The organism is Chryseobacterium sp. C-71 (assembly GCF_020911865.1).
In the GTDB taxonomy this organism is placed as follows: Bacteria; Bacteroidota; Bacteroidia; order Flavobacteriales; family Weeksellaceae; genus Chryseobacterium.
In genome coordinates, this window is record NZ_CP087131.1 from 597,653 (window position 1) to 620,919 (window position 23,267).

The 23,267-nt window shown below is 34.3% G+C and carries 16 protein-coding genes; 7 read left to right on the forward strand and 9 right to left on the reverse strand.

All coding sequences use genetic code 11. The annotated features are described in order from the left end of the window. Window positions 1-28: 28 nt before the first annotated feature. On the reverse strand, window positions 29-970 hold the full coding sequence (locus LNP04_RS02655; RefSeq protein ID WP_229985041.1) for a type VI secretion system baseplate subunit TssG: 942 nt from the start codon (window positions 968-970) through the stop codon (window positions 29-31). 271 nt (window positions 971-1,241) lie between these two features. Between LNP04_RS02655 and LNP04_RS02660 the strand changes: the two genes are divergently transcribed. From LNP04_RS02660 to LNP04_RS02675, 4 genes are all read left to right on the forward strand, one after another. Further along, window positions 1,242-2,033, forward strand: coding sequence for a S1/P1 nuclease (locus tag LNP04_RS02660; RefSeq protein WP_229985042.1), 792 nt, complete (start codon window positions 1,242-1,244; stop codon window positions 2,031-2,033). Window positions 2,034-2,377: 344 nt separating this feature from the next. Continuing rightward, complete coding sequence (locus LNP04_RS02665; RefSeq protein WP_034757900.1) at window positions 2,378-3,244, forward strand: RNA polymerase sigma factor RpoD/SigA; 867 nt, start codon at window positions 2,378-2,380, stop codon at window positions 3,242-3,244. Window positions 3,245-3,311: 67 nt separating this feature from the next. Beyond that, window positions 3,312-3,944 (forward strand): hypothetical protein, encoded by a 633-nt coding sequence (locus LNP04_RS02670; RefSeq protein ID WP_229985043.1) that lies wholly within the window; start codon window positions 3,312-3,314, stop codon window positions 3,942-3,944. Beyond that, window positions 3,945-5,060, forward strand: a complete 1,116-nt coding sequence (locus tag LNP04_RS02675) for an FAD-dependent monooxygenase (RefSeq protein ID WP_229985044.1) — start codon at window positions 3,945-3,947, stop codon at window positions 5,058-5,060. Window positions 5,061-5,175: 115 nt separating this feature from the next. Here LNP04_RS02675 and LNP04_RS02680 read toward each other — a convergent pair whose 3' ends face one another. From LNP04_RS02680 to LNP04_RS02715, 8 genes are all read right to left on the reverse strand, one after another. Continuing rightward, window positions 5,176-7,944, reverse strand: coding sequence for a multicopper oxidase domain-containing protein (locus tag LNP04_RS02680; protein WP_229985045.1), 2,769 nt, complete (start codon window positions 7,942-7,944; stop codon window positions 5,176-5,178). 100 nt (window positions 7,945-8,044) lie between these two features. Then, window positions 8,045-8,518, reverse strand: coding sequence for a DUF3347 domain-containing protein (locus tag LNP04_RS02685; RefSeq protein ID WP_229985046.1), 474 nt, complete (start codon window positions 8,516-8,518; stop codon window positions 8,045-8,047). Between the two features lie 97 nt (window positions 8,519-8,615). After that, on the reverse strand, window positions 8,616-8,993 hold the full coding sequence (locus LNP04_RS02690; protein WP_229985047.1) for an HYC_CC_PP family protein: 378 nt from the start codon (window positions 8,991-8,993) through the stop codon (window positions 8,616-8,618). Between the two features lie 134 nt (window positions 8,994-9,127). Then, entirely contained in the window at window positions 9,128-11,332 is a 2,205-nt protein-coding gene (locus LNP04_RS02695; RefSeq protein WP_229985048.1) for a TonB-dependent siderophore receptor, read from the reverse strand. Between the two features lie 42 nt (window positions 11,333-11,374). After that, a complete protein-coding gene (gene kdsA / locus LNP04_RS02700) occupies window positions 11,375-12,184 on the reverse strand; it encodes a 3-deoxy-8-phosphooctulonate synthase (RefSeq protein WP_229985049.1) in 810 nt (269 codons plus the stop codon). A gap of 352 nt (window positions 12,185-12,536) precedes the next feature. Further along, on the reverse strand, window positions 12,537-13,058 hold the full coding sequence (locus LNP04_RS02705; protein ID WP_229985050.1) for a DUF1697 domain-containing protein: 522 nt from the start codon (window positions 13,056-13,058) through the stop codon (window positions 12,537-12,539). An 86-nt stretch (window positions 13,059-13,144) separates the two neighbouring features. Then, window positions 13,145-14,632 carry a hypothetical protein gene (locus LNP04_RS02710; RefSeq protein WP_229985051.1) on the reverse strand — a complete coding sequence of 496 codons (1,488 nt, stop codon included), beginning with the start codon at window positions 14,630-14,632 and terminating at the stop codon, window positions 13,145-13,147. Between the two features lie 103 nt (window positions 14,633-14,735). Then, window positions 14,736-18,221 (reverse strand): DUF2723 domain-containing protein, encoded by a 3,486-nt coding sequence (locus LNP04_RS02715; protein ID WP_229985052.1) that lies wholly within the window; start codon window positions 18,219-18,221, stop codon window positions 14,736-14,738. Between the two features lie 225 nt (window positions 18,222-18,446). On the opposite strand from LNP04_RS02715, the gene LNP04_RS02720 reads away from it, so the two are divergent. From LNP04_RS02720 to LNP04_RS02730, 3 genes are all read left to right on the forward strand, one after another. Then, entirely contained in the window at window positions 18,447-19,484 is a 1,038-nt protein-coding gene (locus LNP04_RS02720) for a PLP-dependent cysteine synthase family protein (RefSeq protein ID WP_162089074.1), read from the forward strand. A 74-nt stretch (window positions 19,485-19,558) separates the two neighbouring features. Continuing rightward, entirely contained in the window at window positions 19,559-20,821 is a 1,263-nt protein-coding gene (locus LNP04_RS02725; protein WP_229985053.1) for a pyridoxal phosphate-dependent aminotransferase family protein, read from the forward strand. A 216-nt stretch (window positions 20,822-21,037) separates the two neighbouring features. Continuing rightward, the gene (locus LNP04_RS02730) at window positions 21,038-23,224 is read left to right on the forward strand and encodes a radical SAM protein (protein WP_229985054.1); all 2,187 of its coding nucleotides are present in this window, start codon (window positions 21,038-21,040) and stop codon (window positions 23,222-23,224) included. Window positions 23,225-23,267: the final 43 nt, after the last annotated feature.

A 23,267-nucleotide genomic window follows, 5' to 3' on the forward strand; every position in this document is an offset into this window, starting at 1 on the left:
TTGATGATTGTAAATATAATAAAATATTTTACAGAAAAGTAGAGAAACCTAGCCTGTTAGAATTTCTTTCATCGTCTTCTAACATAAACGAATATTCTTTCTTTTCGGTGACAAAATTTTCTTCAATATCTACGTTTACTGGTAAGCAATAATCGTACAGAGCCTGAAGAACTTTTCTGAAAGGATTTCCCGGAATATACTTTTTCATCTCATCATACGGAATCGGGCCTACATTCACTACCCAATTCCTCTCTCCATCCATGTGTTTTCCACTTGGGATGTATGTTACGCCCAATCTCGAATTCCCCAACAAAATAGAATCATCTTCCTCCTCAATTCTGTCGATAACATTTGGTGTAAAAGTAATTTCTACAGGAACCTGCAAAAATGAAGTCATACAACGTTCGAACCATTTTTTATCGCCTCTTATCTGATGGAAAAAAGGTAAAATATGAATGAAAATATAAGCATTCTTTTTATCAAGCATCTTTACAACCGGCCAAAGCTCAGAAAAAACAGTTAAAAGTGAATCGGTATCGCTTGCCAGATCAAAATCATGTTCTTTCAGCAAAGCACCGATTTCAGTGAAGAAAATTTCAAGTTCGAAAGGCATGAAAAATTTTCGTGCATCTTCTTCTACTTTTTTTTGCTTTCGGATCTCGTTTACTACATTTTCTACATTTTTTCTTGAAGTATTGAGTGAGGGCGGGTGAAAAAGTCCTTCAGGTAAATAGTCATAAATACCTTCTCTATAAGTTTTTATGCTTAGAACTTCTTCATCGAAACCAAGATATTGACTAGAAATACTTTTGATATCCTTTAAATAAGCTCGGTCGTTACTTCCGATTCTGTCGATAAAAATATTGCTTACTGCCCGATGGTATTTCAGTAGATTGACGGCAACTGCTTCAGCTTTAAAATCTGTTTGCAGTTTGTTATAATGCATATCTACAATGCTATTGTCGTACATACTTTGTGATTCGTGATTCTGGTTGTTAGTGTAAAGATAATATATCTCTAAAATTTGAAAAAGTAATTTTCACAGATTTTAAAAATATTTATTAATCCAATTTAGTGATAAATTTATAATTTAATGAGTAAAACAGCAGATTTTTTAAATTAAAATAAGACAGATTAAATTTATTTAACAATCAATAAATATCACAAGAAAATATTCCGAATTTCATCTGATTTTGAAAAGTCTATCCTATCTTTGCCATCTAAAATTATTATTAAAAAAAATGAAAAGTATTTATTCTAAAATGCTGCTTTTATTAATGATCTCCAGTTCAGTATATTCTTTTGCTTGGGGGTTGACGGGTCACCGTGTCATCGCAGAAATTGCAGAAAACCACTTATCTGGTAAGGCAAAAAGGGAGATAAGAAAAATGATGGGGCAAGAACGTTTGGCGTATTGGGCAAACTGGCCAGATTTTATCAAGTCTGACACTACAGGAGTTTGGAAGCAGACTTCAGTTTGGCATTATGTAAACATTGATCCACAGACAGATTTCACATCATTTGAAAAAAATCTGAAAGCCCAGGCAGGACCAAGTCTTTATTCACAAATCAAAGTATTGTCTAGCCAGATCAAAGACGAAAAAACTTCTGAAAAAGACAGAAAAATAGCTCTGATTTTCCTGATTCACATGATGGGAGATCTTTCTCAGCCAATGCACACCGGACGATCTGAAGATTTAGGCGGAAATAAAATCAACGTCACTTATTTTGGTGAAAAAACAAATTTACACTCAGTTTGGGACGGTAAATTGGTCGATTCTCAAAAATACAGCTACACAGAATACGCTAAACTTTTAGACATCAAAACGAAAGATGAAGTAAAGCAAATTCAATCCGGAACGTTAGAAAACTGGTTGTACGATTCTCATCAGATTGCCAATAAAATCTATGCGCAAACTCCGAACGACTCAAAATTAGCTTACGATTACCAATATAAATTTAATGATACGATGGAAAGACAGCTTCTTTACGGAGGTTTGAGGTTGGCTAAAGTATTGAATGATCTTTTTTAAGAGTCAATTTTTAAAATTCAAAATATATAAAGTGAAGCTTCGGTTTCACTTTTTTTTGCTCCGTCAGTTCTAGTGTTTTTCGTAGCAAAGCGAAGAAAAATGTATCGAGAACCCGTGAACTTCAAACAAAACAGGTCATTAATCAAAAACTTCTCGATACGCTTTCGTTGAAAGCTACTCGAAGTGACGGATCATCTATCTTCATTTTTTGAAACAAGAGCGATAATTTACAACTAAAAATCCAGCATTATTTTAATTAAATAAAAAATAATTGAAACATGTGTAACCTTTTGATCGTTTCAAACGTATAATATACAGTAACTCTATTTTGAGAATAACGATAAATGAGACAATTAAAAATAACCAAGCAGGTTACCAACAGGGAAACCGCTTCACTAGACAAGTATTTGCAGGAAATTGGTAAAGTAGAATTGATTACCGCAGACGAAGAAGTTGATTTGGCACAAAAAATCCGCGCTGGCGACAGAGTCGCGTTGGAAAAATTGATCAAAGCCAACCTTCGTTTCGTAGTTTCAGTATCTAAGCAGTACCAAAACCAAGGTCTTTCTCTTCCCGATTTGATCAACGAAGGGAATTTAGGATTGATGAAAGCTGCAAAAAGATATGATGAAACAAGAGGTTTTAAATTTATCTCTTACGCCGTATGGTGGATTCGTCAGTCGATTTTACAGGCTTTGGCTGAGCAGTCGAGAATTGTAAGATTACCGCTGAACAAAATTGGTTCGATCAACAAAATCAATAAAGCATACGCTCACCTCGAACAGGAAAACGAAAGACCACCTTCTCCGGAAGAATTGGCTGAAGTTCTTGATATGAGTGAAGAAGACATCAAAGAATCAATGAAAAACTCCGGAAGACACCTGTCGATGGATGCACCGTTGGTAGAAGGTGAAGATTCTAACTTGTATGACGTATTGCGTTCTGGAGAATCTCCAAGTCCGGACAAAGACTTGATGCTTGAATCTCTTCAGATTGAAATTGAAAGAGCGTTGAACACACTGACTCCAAGAGAGGCAGATTTGGTAAGATTATATTTCGGACTGAACGGTAAGCATCCAATGACTTTGGAAGAAATCGGTGAAACTTTTGATCTTACAAGAGAAAGAGTTCGTCAGATCAAAGAAAAAGCAATCAAAAGACTAAAACACAATACCAGAAGTAAGATTTTGAAGTCTTATTTAGGTAAATAATTTTTAGTTTAAATAATTTATTAAGCGGAGTTTGAATTTTTCAAGCTTCGTTTTTTTATATTTGAATATGGAAGAAAATAAGTTAAACCAAATAATTAAAAGCGAAGAATTTGCTTTAGCCTCTGATATTGCAGAAATATCATTAGATAGTTTTACAGATGACGGCATTATAAAAGATGTACCGATAATTGGAACAATTATTAAATTACTGAATATTGGGAATACAATTAGTGATAGAATTTTTACAGACAAATTAATTCATTTTTTAAAAGAAATAGATAACTTAGATCAAGAATTTATTTTAAAAGAAATCCGATATATTGATGATTCAGGAAACCATACTCGGAAAGTTGGTGAAAAAATATTAGAAATAATAAACAGGATTGATTCTGATGGGAAGCCTCAAATTATTGGTCGTCTATTTAGAAATTTCATTAATAAACAATTTAGCTATTTCGATTTTTTAAAATTGGCTGATATAGTTGAGAAATCATTCTATTATGATCTTATATTATTGAAGGAATCTAAAGACGGAAAATTTTATATCCCACTAGAAGAAGAACTATTTAATTTTGGTTTATTAAAAGAAAATGGTATTGGTATTTTTAACGCAACAGATGAAGAGAGAGAGGAATTTAAAAAGATTACATATTTGTTATCGACAAGAGGCAGTCTATTATTAGAATACGGACTAAAATAAATGAATCCCATCTCAATCATCGGAGCCGGAATTGGCGGTTTGACTTTAGGAAATATTCTGAAGCAACAAAATTTAGACTTTACCATTTACGAATCTGCACCGGAAATAAAACCTGTCGGAGCCGGAATTATGATGGCCGTTAATGCAATGCAGATTTTTGAGAAATTAGGTTTAAAAGAAAAAATTGAAAATGCCGGAAACAAAATTCATGGAATTTCTATCACTGATGAAAAACTTAAAACCATTTCTACAACGAATGTTCTGGCTTTGGAAAAGAAATTTAATTCTTGTAATGTTGCCATTCATAGAGCAGATTTACAGAATATTTTAGCGGAAAATTTAAATTTTGAAATTAAACTTAATCATAGTTTAAAAACGATTGAGAAGAAAGAAAATTATCAATTACACTTTGAAAACGGAAGTGAAGTCGAAAGCAAAATAGTCTTCGGAGCAGATGGAATTCATTCGAAAGTCAGAAATCAGATCTTAAAGACGCGAAAAATCAGAAATGCTCAGCAAAAATGCTGGCGCGGGTTGACAGATTTTAATCTTCCTGAAAAATATCTTCATCATGCTTTAGAAATTTGGGGGAAGGGAAAACGCTTTGGTTTTGTGAAGCTTTCTGAAAATAAGGTGTATTGGTATGCTTTAATCAACGAAAATAATTATAGAGAAAATATAGATTTAATTGAGACTTTCAGAGATTTTGATTCGTTAGTTCTACAAATTTTGGAAGCTACAAAACCGGAAAATATTATTTTAAATGATATTATTGACCTCGCTCCTATTCCAAAATGGTTTGCAGAAAACCTGTGTTTAATTGGTGATGCAGCTCATGCAACCACGCCGAATATGGGTCAAGGTGCCTGTCAGTCCATTGAAGATGCTTACGTGATTGGGAAACTATTGGAGAAAGACAAAAATTTCAACTCGGTTTTTGAAGAATTTCAAAAGATCAGAAGAAAAAAAGTGGATCATATCGTCAATACCAGCTGGAAAATCGGACAGATTTCTCAGTGGGAAAAAGGAAATACTTTACGAAACTTCGTGATGAGATTAATTCCTGAAAGTACTCATCAAAAAATGATTGAAAAAATTTTACAGTTGGAAATGTGATTCTTCAATTCTTTGATTGCTGATATTATTTTGTAAATTATTCGAAAGATCTTTGGTGAAAATTTCTAAATAGATAAATAAAAAGGCTGCTTCAAATTAAAGCAGCCTTTTGTATTTAGTAGGTCAGAGTGATTCCGCCTCCCCAGCCCATTTCATTATCGTAATTTCCGGAAACAGATAACCATTTTTGCAAAATATATCGTATTCCTGAGGTAAATTCACCATCAGAATTGAGACTGAAATTCCCTCTCAATCTTCTGGAAATCGGAATATCTTCCCGGCTCAATTCCAATAATACTTTCCCATTGTGGTCAACACTTGCATCGGCCGTAATCAGCATCGGCAAAATATATTGGGCACCAACGATAAACGTTGCCTTACTTTTCGAAGCTTTTTGTTGTCCGAACCAGGTTTTCTTTCCATGAAAATCTTCACCCGTTTCTTGAGCCATTTTTCGCTCCATGATTTCATGACTTTTTTGAATCCTCAAACCTGCATAAGGAATCGCCCACTGAAATTTTCCTAAAAACCGACCGACTTTAAAGTTTCCGTCAAAATGATCAAACTCCCAATTCGAATGAAACTCATTCAGATTTGCCCATCTCGGTCCGAACATCGTCATCGTTTCTGCATGCATTTTATTGCTGTGGAGATCCAACATGGCCATAGAACTAACCATTCTGTTGTCTTTTAAAAAGTTTTTCCAAGCTAATTTTCTATTGGGTAATTGTGGATTAGGTTTTGAGTCTTCGTAACTGAAAATCCTACCCATTCCGGCCATCATGTGATACAGAATATGGCAGTGAAAAAACCAGTCACCATCCTGATTGGCTGCAAATTCAATTGTATTGGTTTCCATCGGCATAATGTCTACAACGTTTTTAAGCGGTGAATATTCTCCTTTTGAGTTAATCAACCTAAAATCGTGACCATGTAAATGCATCGGATGACGCATCATTGAATTGTTGTACAAAGTAATTCGCAGAACTTCTCCTTTTTTTACTAAAATCTTATCTGTTTCTGTGACCGTTTTATTATCTAAAGTCCACAGATAGTGATTCATATTTCCTTCCAGCGTAAATTTCATTTCACGAACATTTTCTGTAGGAAGAATCGTTTTTTCGGGAGATTTTAAAATATTATACGATAATCTTTTGATGGGTTTCTCTTCTTCCATTCCCAAATGTTGAGAATGGTCTTCTTCTTTTTCTGATTTCTTTTCTTTAATCCCCATCATTTCATTCATATGCTTCATCGTCATTTTTCGCTGACTTTCAGAAAGTTCAGGATACATCACTTCATTCATATCCATCATTTGGTTACCCATCACCATGTTCATCGGTTTCATATTTCCGCTCATCTTCATCATTCCGTTCATCATTTTCATCCCTTCAAAAAGCTTTAATCTCGGTAAATTGGGAGCTTCAATTTTTTCACCCGAACCTAACCATAAAGAAGCGTGACCAATTCTGTCTTCTGACGTCGCACGAAATTCAAAACTTTTATTTTCTGGAATCGTCACTTCAATATCATATGTTTCCGAAACACCTACAATCAGGCGATCTACTTCTACAGGGACGACATCATTTCCGTCATTTCCGACCACTTTTATTTTTCCGCCTCCAAAATTCAGCCAAAAATAAGTAGAAGATCCGCCATTGGCGACTCTCAAACGTACTTTATCTCCCGATTTTAGATTAGAATATTCAGAACTTGGTAATCCGTTGATCAGAAATTTATCGTAATAGACATCACTTACATCCATCGCTTCCATCCTCTTCCATTCGTTAAGGGCTTTTGTTCCGAAGTTTCCGGATTTTATCGCTTCCCAATAACTCTGCACTGCATTTTTCTTAATCGCATACCAATCGGTATTCGCCATATGAAGCCTTCGTGCAATCTGCATCGGATCTTCGTTACTCCATTCACCTAAAAGCACCGGGATTTCTTTTGTATATTCCGTTTTTGGCTCACTTTCTCTTTTATTTAAAACCAGAATTCCGTTCATCCCGATTTGCTCCTGCAAACCCTCATGTGAGTGATACCAATAGGTTCCGTTCTGGGAAACTCTGAATTTATACAAATGAGTTTCTCCCGGCTCCACAGGTTTTGTCGTTAAATAGGGAACTCCATCATGTTCATTAGGCAGAATAACACCATGCCAATGGAAACCCGTATTTTCTTTCAACATATTATGAAGATAAATCTCTGCAGTGTCTCCTTCTGTAAAATATAAGGTTGGAGCCTGTAATTTTCCATTCACAGCGATTGCTCTGCGGTTTTCTCCAGTGAAATTGACAATCGTATCTTTTACATACAAATCATAGCGAACTGTTTTTCCGCCAAAAGGTACTTTTCCGTTTTCGGAATTTCTTTTTAAAACAGGATTTTTAGGTGTAGGTTCAGACTCAGATTGAGCATGATTTTCAACTTCCACTAAATCCATTCCGCATTTTGAGCATTTTCCGGGTTTATCGGAAACTACTTCCGGATGCATCGGACAAGTGTAGCTTATTTTAGATTGAGATTGAGGTTTAGTTTGAGCTTTTGAATTTAAAATAAGTTTTGCATTAGGAGTAATCTCTTTGGATTTCTTATTACTTGCTTTTTTAACTTCAACTTTTTTCTCAACCTTAGGCTTAGCCTTGATTTTTATTTCTGATTTTACTTTTGCTTTCGGTATATTTTTTACTGATGGTTTTTCTACAATCTTAGGTTGTATGACAACGGTTTTCTTTACCAAAGTCATTCCGCATTTAGGACAGTCACCGGGTTTTGATGAAATAACATCTTTATCCATTGGACACGTATAATATGTCTTAACGGATTGTGAAAAACTGAAAACAGAGAACAAAAGCATCAGAAACATTATTATTTTTTTCATAATATTTCAAAATTCTTTATAGCTGAACATTAACCCACAATATTAAAGTAGATTTTAATTAAATGCATTCAACTGATTATTAAACAAATAAATAGGATATTTATTTGATCTCTGATTTCACAGAACCACAAGAAAGCATAGAACTCCCGTAATAAGGATTGATGATTTTTTTCTCGTTGCTCAGCCAGCTTCCGTCTGCCATTGGGCAGTATTGAACAAAAACCGGATCTGCTGAAATTTTGAATTGCTTAGCCAAAGCAATCATGTTGTCTGAAAGATTAAAGAACGTCTCTCTCTGAGCCGCAATATCTTTAGCATTTGAAATTACTGTTGCATCTTTTTTCAGAGTACTTACATTCCCTTCAGAAAGAACTTTGTAATCAATTGCCGAAGTCGTTTTTATAAACTCTGTAGCAGCTTGAGAGGTTTTGTCGGCATTATCTGAGGCCAAAGCATCTTTGATGTTGATATAATTTTGGTAAAGCTTCGTTACCTGAGCGTCAGATTTTAGCTGAGCTGAAACACAAACGATTGCAAATAAAGAAAATAGGGCTGTAATGATATATTTTTTCATTTTTTTAAAATTTTAGATTGAATGATAATTTGAAAATCGCATGATGCGACAAAGCGTGTCGTTCATTACGATATGGTGTTCAAACGACTAACAAATTTTAAATTCTAAAATTACAATGATGAATAAAGATAGGAACCGATCGATTTTCCGGCGGAGCATTGATCAGAATCTGAGAAAATTTTGTAGCTGAAAATGATCTGTCTGTAAAGAAAAACTGATGATGCTGAACCTCTGAAATACTTTTCAGAAAATCAATTTTCAAAAAATCTGATTTTTGAGAATCATCGACTTTCACCAATTTTATTTCAGTTTTGCAGCAGTCTCTTTTCTCTTTAGTTCCGCATTTGCTGCAGGTATCATCAGATTTTTGAGTCACTGAAACCAATTCTTTCATACAATAATGCATACTAAAAACTGCTCCGGAAGAAAAGCCGAAGTAGAATATAGAAAATAATATGGGAAGAATCTTTTTCATAAGCTGAAACAAAGGTAAAAATAACCACTGAATGATTGTTACAAAATTTAGTGATATTGTTATAAAATTACGGATAACAAAAAACTCCCGAAAATTTCAGGAGTCATTGTATATTTTCGATAAAATTTAAGTTTTTATTTAATCTTAAACTCAAGCTTGACATTAAAGAACCTTCCTGTCAAACGTACAGGCACAGGGTACATTAAGTTTGTATTCGCATCTGTAATCCATTGGTTGGCAACGGTATTATTGATATTAAAAGCATTGAAAACCTGAACTCCCAAAGTCAATTCATCAAAATTACTCAGGAAACCATACGTTTGTTTTTTCTCTTTAGCATCTACAAATGCATAAGAAAGTCCCAAATCTACTCTCTTGTAAGAAGGCAAAGTTTTCTGATATTGATAAGGATCTGTGAAAACCGGCGCTCCGTTTGGTAATCCCATTGCATAAGTCAAGGTAAGATTCACACGCATTTGCGGAAATCTCGGCATATAATCTTGATAAAACATTGCAAATCTGAATCTTTGATCCGTCGGTCTTGGAATATCTCCTCTCCCATCAATATTTTCATAAATCCTGGCATAACTTGCAGACAACCAAGAATCTACACCGGGAACAAATTCTCCAAACAATCTGGTATCAAGTCCGTATGCATATCCTGACGCATTATTTTTACCAGAATAACGAATTCTCACATTATCCATATAATATGGAATCAGGTTATCCATTTTCTTGTAGTATGCTTCTGTTGTTAATTTAAACGGACGGTTGTCGAACTCAAATTCAAAATCATTGGCAACAATTGCCTGAATGGAACGCTGAGATTTTATATTCGTATTAAAATTTCCATTCAAATCTTTAATTTCTTTATAGAAAGGTGCCTGATAATAAATACCTCCCGAAACCCTGAACAACATATCTGTATTCCAATCAGGCTTTATGGCAAACTGTGCTCTTGGTGAGAATATGGTTTCATCATTAAAACTCCAATGTGCAACTCTCGCCCCGGCGTTTACAAAAACTTTGCTCGAACCCCAATAGAACTTCTGCGAATACTGTCCATACGCTGACATTCTCGTCGGTTCGATATGATTATTACCCTGAATGCTGTAAAATAAATCTAAGTCTGAAGCATCGGGAAATCTCGGATCATCCGGAGGTCTTGGTACGCTGTATCCTGAAGAATCTACTAATTTATACTCATTGGTTAAATCACGAAGATTTTCTTTTTCATATTTAAAACCAAATTCAATATCTGTATTTACATTCGGTGAAAAACGGGTTCTGAACTGTGTTCCGTAAGTTCTTACAAACAAATCATTACGAGCATGTTCTATCTGCCCGCCAATATCGTAAGAAGTAATCGGATTTCCTGTTATTGGATCAAATGTCTGTAAAATATAACTTGAAGCGATGGTAAAATATTCTTTTTCTCTGTTTTGATAAGCAAAACTATCTAACGTAAATCTCCATTTATCAGACGGTTTATAGTTCATCGAGAACGTTCCCATCATATTTTTGTACTGATCGTTTTCTTTACCGTTGTAAAATACAGAAAGATTAATTGGCCTCTGCAAAGAACCAAAGTCTACACTTCGCTCTTTAGGAACCATGTCATAGTCGTTCTTTGAATAGTATCCTATGAATGACATGGTGAATTTATCATTCACATGATAATTCAGATAGGTTTGAAAATCGTAATAAACTGGGTTAAAATCAGTGTCTTCATTTAAAGTATTTAATACCAAATTGGTATTTCTATATCTCCCTGAAAATAAAGCTGTTAATTTTTTATTTTTTGAAGCTAAACCAGTTGTTAATCTTCCACCAATCAAACTTGCCTCTCCTGAAAGTTCAAATTTTTCCGGCTCACGATAATAAATATTTAGTGCTGAAGACATCTTATCACCATATCTTGGCTCAAAACCTCCGGCAGAAAAATTCACTGTAGAAACCATATCAGGATTGATGATACTTAAACCTTCCTGCTGAGAATTTCTTATCAAAAAAGGTCTGTAGATCTCAATATCATTGATGTAAATAAGGTTTTCGTCGTAGTTTCCACCACGCACCATGTATTGCGAAGACAGTTCTGTGTTGGAGTTTACAGAAGGTAAAGTTTTAATAATTCCTTCGATCCCTCCGGAAATGCTTGCCACATTCTGAGCATCTTTTGCAGATATTTTTACAGTGGTAAGGTCATTCGTGCTTCCTGTTACTTTTTTCTGGAAAACGACTTCCTCAATATCTGTTGTTCTCGTTGTATCTCTCTTTTTGGTTTGAGAGAATACTAACATCGGAACCATGAGGCTCAGTGGTAAAACTAGTTTTTTCAAAAGAAATTATTTAGAATTCTAAAATTAAGGATTTTTTAACAATTACAAAATGGATTCTCTAACTCTTGTTAATTTTTGTAACAAATCTTCTAATAAATCCAGTCTAAGCATGTTAGCTCCGTCAGATAAAGCAGTTTCCGGTGTGGGATGTGTTTCGATAAAAATACCATCTGCGCCAACGGCAATTCCTGCTTTGGCAACAGTTTCTATCAAATCTGGTCTTCCTCCGGTAACTCCTGAACTTTGATTAGGCTGTTGAAGAGAATGCGTGACATCCAAAATTACTGGAGCATATGCTCTCATTGTTGGAATTCCTCTGTAATCAACGATTAAATCGGTATATCCGAAAGAATTCCCTCGTTCAATGATGGCTACTTTTTGATTATCTGAATCAGTCACTTTCTGAACGGCAAACTTCATCGATTCCGGAGAAAGAAACTGTCCTTTTTTTAATGAAACACATTTTCCGGTTTTTGCTGCAGCAATTAATAAATCGGTCTGACGCACTAAGAATGCAGGGATTTGTAAAACATCCACATATTGCGCCGCCAAAGCTGCATGGTCGTTTTCGTGAATATCTGTAGTAGTCGGAATATTGAAAGTTTCCCCAACTTTTTTAAGAATTTCCAGAGATTTTTCTTCACCAATTGTCGTGAAAGAATCTACTCTGCTTCTGTTGGCTTTTTTGAAACTTCCTTTAAAAATATAAGGAATATTGTATTTATTAGTCAGCTCAATTACTTTTTCAGCAATTCTCAATGCCATATCTTCACCTTCAATGATGCATGGTCCTGCGATTAAGAAAAAGTTTTTTGAATCTTTGTGGTGTATATTGTCTAAGTACTGAATCATTTTTATTTGAATTAAAAAGTTCAGTAAAAATACTTATAAAGTTTCAGAATTGGAAATTATTTATTCTGCTAATATTTTTGATATTTAAAAGGATTTTAGCAACCGTTTTTGCCACGAATTCACGAATTTTTTAATGAATGTCCGTAATTAATTTTAACGGTTTGTTTGTCATTCCGGAGGAATCTTAACACACTGAAAATAAATCAGTTTATATTCCTCCGGAATGACAAAATGATTGATGATTTTGGTGTTATGATTAAAAACGGATATTCATAAATTTTTTAATGTGATAAGTGAGTGAAGAATTAAATTAAAAGAAAAATTATGAGTGATCAAATTCGTGAATGCGTGGCTATTTTTTCAAAATTTTCTCAAATGTATTAATATTTCTGCTTGTAAACTGATCTTTCATATTTTTTCTGCCTAAAATTTTCCCAAAACTTGAATCTAATGTATTGCCTTTCGGAACCTGCCAATAAAAATTTCCGTTAACGATTTTTGCATCTTCATTTTCAGTTTTTAAAGCAGCTTCAAATTCTTTCATCAAAACACTTTCCACATCTTGATTTCCTATAAATGTATAGACGTGCAAATCTTCATTTTTATCAAACGGATTTGAATTCCAAAAAATTTCAATTTCTTCTTTAGATTTCACAAAAAGAAAAGCTTCGTAATTAAAATGCTCCGACATTGCTTTTTCAAGAATTATTTTTAAGTCTTCGACTTTTTGATCTGAAGAAAAAATAATATTTCCTGATGCTAAAACCGATACAACATCCTGCATTCCTGCATTTTTGAAGACTTCGCAGACTTCTGCCATTTTCATATTTGTGCCTTTTACATTGACACCTCGGAGGAAAGCACAGTATTTCATCGGTTTTTAGAGTTTTAGAGTTTTAGAGTTTTAGAGTTTTAGAGTTTTAGAGTTAAAATTACTTTTTACTTGGCTCTTTTTACTTATTACTTAATTTTCTCATAAAGATTATAATCTGTTCCGGAAGGCTTCAGTTTGTAAATTTTCTCTAAAATCTTGTTGTCACTTTGCAGATGATTTTTCACTCGAAATTCATTTAACAATTTATAATGTGTTTTATAATAATAGGCATCTTTTCCTTCAAATAAATTATTGTAGGAAAGCAGATATTTTGGTTGTCTTTTTTTAACGGTATTTAACCAATAATGAGGCTTGTCTTTTTTGATTTCGCTTTGAATTTGTTTATCGACCAATCCAACTTCGTCGATCGTTTTTAAGCCAGAAAAATAAGGAATGTATCCCGCAGGTTCGAGCAAAATCCATTGTTTTTTGTCTTTTTCGTACATATTCAGAAACAAGCCAATCGATCTTCTGTAATTCCATTCACCGTTTCCTGTTGCGATAGAATGGATTGTTTGGAAAGCCAGCATCGGTAAAATATAGACAATAACCAATGCCGAAAGCCACCAGTTTCTTTTTACTTTTTGTTCTAAAACAAAGATTAAAACCGGAACGAACAGTAAAATCTGCGGCACCCAATAATACCAGTCGAAAAGGCTTTTTTGTGAAAGAAAAATAATCTGTTTCGTCCATGCAAACAGGAAAATAATCCATAAGAAATAATTTCTTTTTTCTCTCTGTCTGATTAAATAAATAAAACATAACAACTCAAAAACAGCAATAACAATCGTCACCGGATTGAAGTCACCGGGAAGCTTCAGCATCCCCCAGAAGTTTCCGTAATTTAATCTGAAATATTCGAAATCCTGATGCAAAGTATACACTCTGTCGTATGCCAACTTTTTGGCAACAATCGTATTATTCACCAATTCACCAAAGTAAAACCAGTTGAAAGCCAATGCTGCGGATACTCCCAAAATTCCACCTAAAATATAGGCCCATTTTATTTTTCTGTTCCAAAAAGTATCGACTAAAAAGACAATTCCGAGGAAAATTACGGTATCAATTCTTGTAAATAAAATTAAAATAGGAAATACAATCAGTGCCCATTTTTTTTCCTTTTTAAAACCATAATAAAGCAAAGCCATTTCAAGGAAGAACAGAATTCCGTATTCCATTCCAAGAATTGAAATCTTGATGGAAGGCGGCAGAAGCCCAAATAAAAAGATAAAGATTGCTTTATGCCAAGGATTTTTTAATAATAAATGAGAAAGAAATAAACTTCCAATAGTAAAAAGAATGGTGTTTAAAATCAAAAGAGGTTCGATAAAGTTTTCTTTCCCAAAAATTAAATTAAAAAAATAAGAAACGAAAACATACAAATGTGTTGTAGAAGCCGATATTTTGGTATCACCATTGAAACCAATCACTCCGTAATCCAATAAATTTTGGGCAACCCGCCAGGTAATGAAAGCGTCTTCCTGAATATGGTGCGTTAATAGAAAATAAAGTTTTGCAATAACTGCAAAGATTACAGCATACAGCGGGAGATTTTTACTGGTGTTTTCGGCCATCGCGTTTTTTTGATGCACAAATATAATCCTATTATTCTTGAATATCAACAATAAAAAAAACGGAACCGAAGTTCCGTTTTGAAGTATTTTAAAATTTGATTTTTTACTGTGTCGCTTTGATAATTGCTGAAGTAATCTGATCTTCTTTTTCTTTTGAATAAGTAGAATCAAAAGGTTCCATAATATCAAATAAATACTGATAGAAAGGGGTGATTTCCTGTACTTTTTCAGATTCTTTCATCGCTTTTTCTTTGCCCATCTGCTGAAGATCTTTTACGAAAACATTGAATTTCTTATCAATTGGTTCGATAGATTTCACCAGGTAAGCGTAAGCTTTTTCTTTTTGTCCGATCTTTTTATAAGCATCCGTAACGGCAGTTACTACAAGAGAATATTCCATTGGTTTTGATCTCATCTGTCTTCCAGTAAATGCCTGCTCAGATTTACTTAAACTTAAATAATAATCGTACTCTTCGAAAATTCCTTTCTTCAAGATTTCAGCTAATTTTAAAGCTTTTTGCTCTTGTCTGGCAACGATGTAACCGTAAACCATTGAACTTAACGAACGTGGATCATTGTATTTCTCTGCAGGAATTTCTTTTGATGCTAAATCTAAAATCTCTAAAGCTTTTCCTTTTTGCCCTGACAAAGCTAAAGCTGCGGCAGCTCTACTTGCAGAACTTCTGTAGCTGATGATATTTGAAGTAGCTGTCTCATCAAAATGAACATTCAGATCTTTGAAATTACCCCATTTGAAGTTTTTCACAACGTTGTACAATGAGTTGGCATCTACTCTGCCCATTTCTCCATCACTGCTTCTTGGTGTATGAATTGGTACTAATCTGTAACTGAAACCGTCAAACTGAAGATATTCGTCTAAGAAGAAAATGTTTTCGCTTTCATACACTCCACCTGAAGAGAAGTTAATCGGACGTTTCCAATCAAAGTTTGCCAAAATATCAAACATCATCAGGTTGTTTTTGTATAACGTTCCTGATTTGTAGTCAATCATGATTTGATTAACCGTATTTGGAACGTCTGAAGCATTAATGATTCCTGCTTTTAAAGCATTTTGCTTGTTTACTGGTAAAATAAATTTGTTTACAGGTAAGAAGTTGTATTTCTCATAACGTGCTTCACCGAAGATCATTTTTAAAATTTCATCTTTTTCAGGAGACTTCACTTTAAGGAAATTCACCGCTTCTTTTAATGTCATTGAATCCTGAACCAAATATTTCTGGAACGGCTGTAAAAGATTTGCAGGAGCTCCTGACTCTTGAAGATTGGCTAAAATATTCTTCCAGTCATCTTTTTTCATCAGATAAATCTGGTCATTAGAACCGTCTCTGTAATCGTCGTGGGTCAACTGACTTGGGATTCCGCTGGCGTTATATGTTTTTCTTTTTACCTGATCGATATTCCAAGGAGTTGAAAGAAGCGTAAAGTTCACCACCTTCACATCATCACGGAATCTTTCAGTTTCCTGCATCGCCCAAACCGGATACGTATCGTTATCTCCATACACAAATAGAATATCATCTTTTGGCAAAGATTTTAACATTGAATATGAATAATCGTACGCTGTATATCTTCCGCTTCTGTCGTGAACATTATAATTCTGGAAGCCCATCATCAAAGGAATGGCCATTAGAACAACTCCAAAACCGATGTTGGCTGCATTTGATTTAACTTTGGATTGTAAATACCAGAGAATTGCTCCGGCACCGAGCCCAATCCATATTGCAAAGGCGTAGAAGGAACCGACCACTGCGTAATCTCTTTCTCTTGGCTCGAAAGGTTTCATTCCAGTGTAGAAAACGATTCCCACACTCGTTAATATAAATAATGATAAAATGGCATAAAATCTACCAAAATCTCTCATAAACTGGAAATAACATCCGATAATTCCTAATAATAAAGGTAAAAAGAAGAATGCTACCGTACTTTCGTTATTAAACTTCGCAGGCATTGCATCCTGATTTCCTAACAAAGTATTATCGATAAAAGGAATCCCGGAAATCCAGTTTCCACTCGTATTTTCACTGCTTCCTTCCAAATCATTTTGTCTTCCGGCGAAGTTCCATAACAGATATCTGATGAAGTAATAATTATTTTGGAACGTGATAAAGTAATCCATATTCTGAGCAAGAGAAGGTCTCTGAACAGTAATCAGCTCATAAGGTTTTACCTTTAAATAATCCTGAACCGTGATTGATTTATCTTCATATTTAGCTCTAAGCTCATCAAATATTTCTTTAGCCTGAGGATCGTCTGCAATATTTTCGTTAGCATAATTAAACTGAAAATCTGGTGCCCCGTACATTGAGATATAATTTGCCATTACAGCTTTATCCTCATTGAACATTCTCGGCATCAAACTTACATGAGCCGGATTGAAAACGTAATTAAAACGGTCACTTGTTTTTCTGTACGTTCCTGTTTTCTCATCTTTTTCAAAAACTTCTCCTGTTTTTGTAGTTTTAAAACTTCCGTCTTCATTCTTTTCAATCCCGCTGTTATCTAAAAATGCGGTGTAGTTTTGACCGTAAATTGTAGGCCAGTCACCATATTGCTCTCTGTTGTAATAATCAAGCATACCAATTGCGGTATCAGGATCATTCAGGTTCATTGGCGGATTTGCATTCGCTCTGATCGGAATTACCATCCAACAAGAGAAACCAATCATCATATAAACTACTGATAAAGCAATAGTTTGAAAAATATTTTTCTTGGCTTGTCTTGCATATTTCAAAATGAAATAACAAAGTGCAACCAATATAATGAAACCGGCAATCGTTCCTGAGTGGAAAGGAAGACCGATACCATTGACAAAGAAGATTTCAAGTTTTCCGAATAATGACATGATTACCGGGAAAATAATTTTGAAGACAATAATTAATATTCCTAATGTAATCGCATTTGCCCAAAGGAAATTCTTCCAGGTAAATTCATAATTTCTTGCATAGTACACTAAACATATTGCAGGAAGTGCCAACATACACATCATGTGAACTCCCACAGAAAGCCCCACAACAAAGAAGATTAAAATAATCCATCGTTCATTATCTACTTCTTTGTACTCGTTCTCCCATTTGGTGATGAGCCAAACCAAAATAGCAATAAACAAAGATGCCATTGAGTAAACTTCTCCTTCTACCGCAGAAAACCAGAACGTATCTGACCAGGTAAAACAAAGAGCTCCAATTGCTCCGGCAAAAAGAATAGCAATTTCCTGATGTTTTGTAACTTCCTCAAAATCTTTATTGAGAAGTCTTCTTACAAAATGCGTAATTGTCCAGAACAAAAACAAAATTGTAAATGCACTGAATAATGCAGACATTCCATTAATTACAACAGAATAATTTTCACCTTTCCCAAACGCAAACATCGCAGCCACAGCACCCACAATCTGGAACAAAGCTGCTCCCGGTGCGTGTGTTACCTCTAATTTTACGGCTGAAGAAATGTACTCACCACAATCCCAAAAACTAAAATTGGGTTCTATCGTTGACAAGTACGTGAAAAATGCAATGACGAAAATCACCCATCCGAGAAGGGTGTTCCATTGCCTAAAAGTCCAGTTTTTCATAGTATAAAATCAATTAGTGCGAAAATAAGGTTTTTACTTCATTTTATTTTGATTTTAACAAAATTTAAAAGATTGGCTTGCTTTTTGTGAGCGTTTGGAGGCTTCAAATTACAGGTCTTAAAGAGATAATTCTACTTTCAGCACTTATAATTTCTGAAAAGTTTAAAAATTATTTATTTTTTTGTATTTTTGCGGTCAGATTTTATTTGAAAAAAATAACAAATAATGAGTAATGTTTACGATAATATTCTTGGCTTGATTGGGAACACCCCTTTAGTGAAACTTAATACGGTAACTAAAGAGATTCCTGCAAAAGTTTATGCCAAGTTAGAATCATATAATCCTGGACATTCCACCAAAGATAGAATCGCACTTCATATTATTGAAAACGCTGAGAAAAAAGGTTTATTAAAGGAAGATTCTGTAGTTGTAGAAACTACTTCCGGAAATACAGGTTTTTCACTGGCTATGGTTTGTATCATTAAAGGATATAAATGTATTTTAGCTGTAAGTGACAAAACAAAAGCTGAAAAAATAGCTTATCTGAAGGCTCTTGGTGCTACAGTATATATATGTCCTGCGAATGTACCTGCGAATGACCCAAGATCATATTATGAAGTAGCAAAGAGAATTGCTGCCGAAACCCCAAATTCTGTTTATATCAATCAGTATTTTAATGAATTGAATGTTGATGCCCATTATCAGACCACAGGTCCTGAGATTTGGGAACAGACGGAAGGTAAAATTACTCACCTTTTTGCATGTACAGGAACTGGCGGAACGTTATCTGGTTCTGCAAAATTCTTAAAAGAAAAAAATCCAAACATAAAAATCATCGGTGTAGATGCTGACGGATCTATTTTGAAAAGTTACCACGAAACCGGAGAAATTCATAAAGAAGATGTTCATCCTTACCAAATTGAAGGAATGGGGAAAAATTTAATTCCTTCAGCCCTTCTTTTTGATAAAGTGGATGAATTTGTGAGAGTCAACGACGAAATGTCTGCGTACAGAACTCGTGAAATTGCTTTAAAGGAAGCGATCATGGGAGGTTACACCACAGGTGCTGTTACTCAGGGATTGATACAATATGCACAATCTCATGAACTGACTGAAAATGATTTCGTTGTCATGATTTATCCAGATCACGGTTCACGTTACATTACAAAAGTATACAGCGATAAGTGGATGGAAGAACAAGGTTTCATCAACAACTGTTTCCACAACTATGATGAAGTTTTCAAAACAGAATTCATCAAATAAGAAAAATAAATTAATATAAATCAAGCCTTTTCGTAAATCACAAAAGGCTTTTTTACATAAAACATACTCATACAATGGTAGATATTTTTGAAAGAATAAAACAAAATCCGGGACCGCTTGGTCAATTTGCAGACTACGCAGAAGGATATTTTGTATTCCCAAAATTGGAAGGTCCGATTGGCCCGAGAATGAAATTTCAAGGTAAAGATGTAATTTTCTGGAGTGCTAATGATTATTTAGGATTGTGTAATCATCCTGAAGTTTTAGAGGCTGATGCAAAAGCAGCTGCAGAATTCGGAATGTTTTATCCGATGGGTGCTAGAGCAATGTCTGGTGAAACTCAACAACATCAGCAACTGGAAAAAGAATTGGCAGAATTTACCCAAAAAGATGCTGCTTATCTTTTGAATTTCGGTTACCAAGGGATGGTTTCTTGTATCGATGCGTTAGTGACTAGACATGACGTAATTGTTTATGATGCTGATTCTCACGCTTGTATCGTTGACGGGGTTCGTCTTCACATGGGAAAAAGTTTTACTTTCAAACATAATGACATTGAGAGTTTAGAAAAAAACTTAGCGAGAGCAACCAAAGTTGCTGAAGAAAACGGCGGAGGGATCTTAGTGATTACTGAAGGTGTTTTCGGAATGAGAGGAATGCAGGGGAAACTGAAAGAAATCTGTGATTTAAAATCTAAATTCAATTTCAGACTTTTGGTTGATGATGCACACGGTTTTGGAACTTTGGGTAAGACTGGAGCCGGAGCGGGTGAAGAGCAAGGATGTCAGGATCAGATTGATGTTTACTTTTCAACTTTTGCTAAATCAATGGCTGGTTTCGGAGCATTTCTTTCAGGAGACGCAACCATTATCAGATTTTTAAAATACAATCTTCGTTCTCAGATTTTTGCTAAATCTTTAACAATGCCAATGGTAATCGGAGGTTTAAAAAGATTGGAATTGCTTAGAACACGCCCAGAAATTAAAGATAAATTATGGGAAAACGTAAATAAACTTCAAAACGGATTAAAAGAAAGAGGCTTCAACCTTGGAAATACCAATACGTGTGTAACACCGGTTTTCATTCAGGGAACTACGATTGAAGCGACCCTTTTAGCAAAAGATTTAAGAGAAAATTACGGAGTATTTACTTCAGTAGTAGTATATCCTGTAATTCCAAAAGGAATGATTTTGTTGAGATTAATTCCTACCGCTTCACACACAGATTCAGAAATCAATGAAACTCTGGCAGCATTTGATGGTATCAAAGAAAAATTAGAATCCGGAGCTTATGCAGAAATGGAAAAGCAAATGAATATTGAGTACAAGCAAATGTAAATTGCTGATGGCTTTTGGCTTTTTGCTATTGGCTTTAACACTTATAAATTTAAAACCTTTAGAAGAATTTTCTAACGGTTTTTTTTTATTTTTTTGCCACGAAAGCACTAATATTTTTGTGTGCATTACATAAATTCGTGCATTCGTGGCTAAAAAACTTTTCAAAATTCTAAGCAGATTCTTAAAGATTTACAATAAATTTGCAAAAAATTACTTTTGAAAGATCTTCTTCTTATAACTCCACCTTTAACGCAACTTAATACTCCATATCCGGCGACAGCTTACATCAAAGGTTTTTTAAATACCAAGAATATATCAAGCTATCAAATTGATTTGGGGATTGAAGTGATTTTGGAATTATTTTCAAAAGAAGGAATTCAAAAGATTTTCAACAAAGAAATTGATTTAAAAAATAGTTCCGAAAACTCACAGAGGATTTTTGCTTTACGGGATGAGTACATTAAAACTATCGATCAGGTTATTCTTTTTTTACAAAATAGAAATCCTACTTTGGCGAGACAGATTTGCTCAATGAATTTTTTACCTGAAGCTTCCCGCTTTAATCAGCTCGATGATATGGAATTTGCTTTCGGAAATATGGGTTTACAAGATAAAGCTAAACATCTGGCTACTTTATATTTAGAAGATTTATCTGATTATATAGTTGAACATGTTGATTCTGATTTCGGTTTTAGCAGATATGCCGAAAGATTAGGAAAGTCTGCCAATTCTTTTGACGAATTGTACGCCAAATTAAATTCAGATCAGACTTTTATTGATGACATCACTTTAAAAATTCTACATAAAAAACTGGAATTGGTTCAGCCAAAATTGGTTTGTTTTTCGGTTCCGTTTCCTGGAAATTTATATTCTGCTTTTCGTTCTGCGAAATTTATCAAAGAAAATTATCCACATATTAAAATTGCAATGGGCGGTGGTTTTCCCAATACAGAATTAAGAGAAGTGAAAGACAAAAGAGTTTTTGAATTTTTTGATTTTATCACTTTGGATGACGGTGAAGTTCCTCTCGAATTGGTTTATGAAAAATTAAATAAAAATGAAAACTCTCAGTTTAAGAGAACCTTTTTAATTGAAAATGAAGAAGTTGTCTATAAAAATAATTCTACAAAACACGATTATAAACAGGCACAGGTTGGAACCCCAGATTATACTGATTTACAGTTAGATCAATATATTTCGGTCATTGAAATTGCCAATCCGATGCACAGTTTGTGGAGCGACGGAAGATGGAATAAACTCACAATGGCGCACGGTTGCTACTGGGGAAAATGTACTTTTTGTGATATTTCTTTAGATTACATAAAAATTTACGAACCTATTTCAGCTAAAATTTTGGTTGACAGAATGGAAGAATTAATCGCAACAACAGGCGAAACCGGATTTCATTTTGTGGATGAAGCGGCTCCTCCGGCTTTGATGCGTGAAATTGCTTTGGAAATTTTGCGAAGAAATCTCGTGGTAACCTGGTGGACGAATATCAGATTTGAAAAAAGCTTCACCAAAGATCTATGTTTTCTATTAAAACTTTCAGGTTGTGTTGCAGTTTCTGGCGGACTTGAAGTTGCAAGTGACCGATTGTTAAAATTAATCGATAAAGGAATTTCAGTAGAACAAGTTGCTCAAGTTACAAGAAATTTCACTGAAGCCGGAGTAATGATTCATGCATATCTGATGTACGGCTATCCGACTCAGACCATTCAGGAAACGGTGGATTCTTTAGAGATGGTTCGTCAGCTTTTCGAGATGGGAATTCTGCAAAGTGCATTTTGGCACCAGTTTGCGATGACTGCTCACTCACCAGTTGGATTGAATCCTGAGGAATTTGGAGTAACTCCAATCAAGCAAGAAATTTTATTTGCCAATAACGACATTGATTTTACAGACAAAACCGGAATCGATCACAGCAAATTTAGTTTTGGTTTAAAAAAATCTTTGTTCAATTATATGCACGGAATTAATTTTGAATTACCGCTGCAAAATTGGTTTGACTTTAAAATTCCAAAAACAACGATTCATCCGGATTATATTCATGATTCACTTTTGGAAGAAGAAAATTTTACATTTAAAGGAAATTCAAAAATTATTTTTCTGGAGAAAAACGTAATCGCTGAGAATTACATAAAAACAAAAAAACAAAACTCTTGGGCGTACAAGAGAATTACATTCCATTTAAAAACCAATATTGTTTTTGTAGATTTTGAACAGGAAAAAGGAGAATGGCTCATCAAAGTTTTGCAGGAAAATACTTTTGAGAACCCGAAACGCATTACTTTACAGCAATTGAAAACTGATTTTGAAAATAATTTTGAAGATTTTGAATTATTCTGGTTTTCAAAACCGATGCAGCAATTGAAAGAAAACGGAGTGATTTTGAGTTTGTGAGTTTTTAGTTTTTAAAATAATGTTTTTCATTCCGTAGGAATCT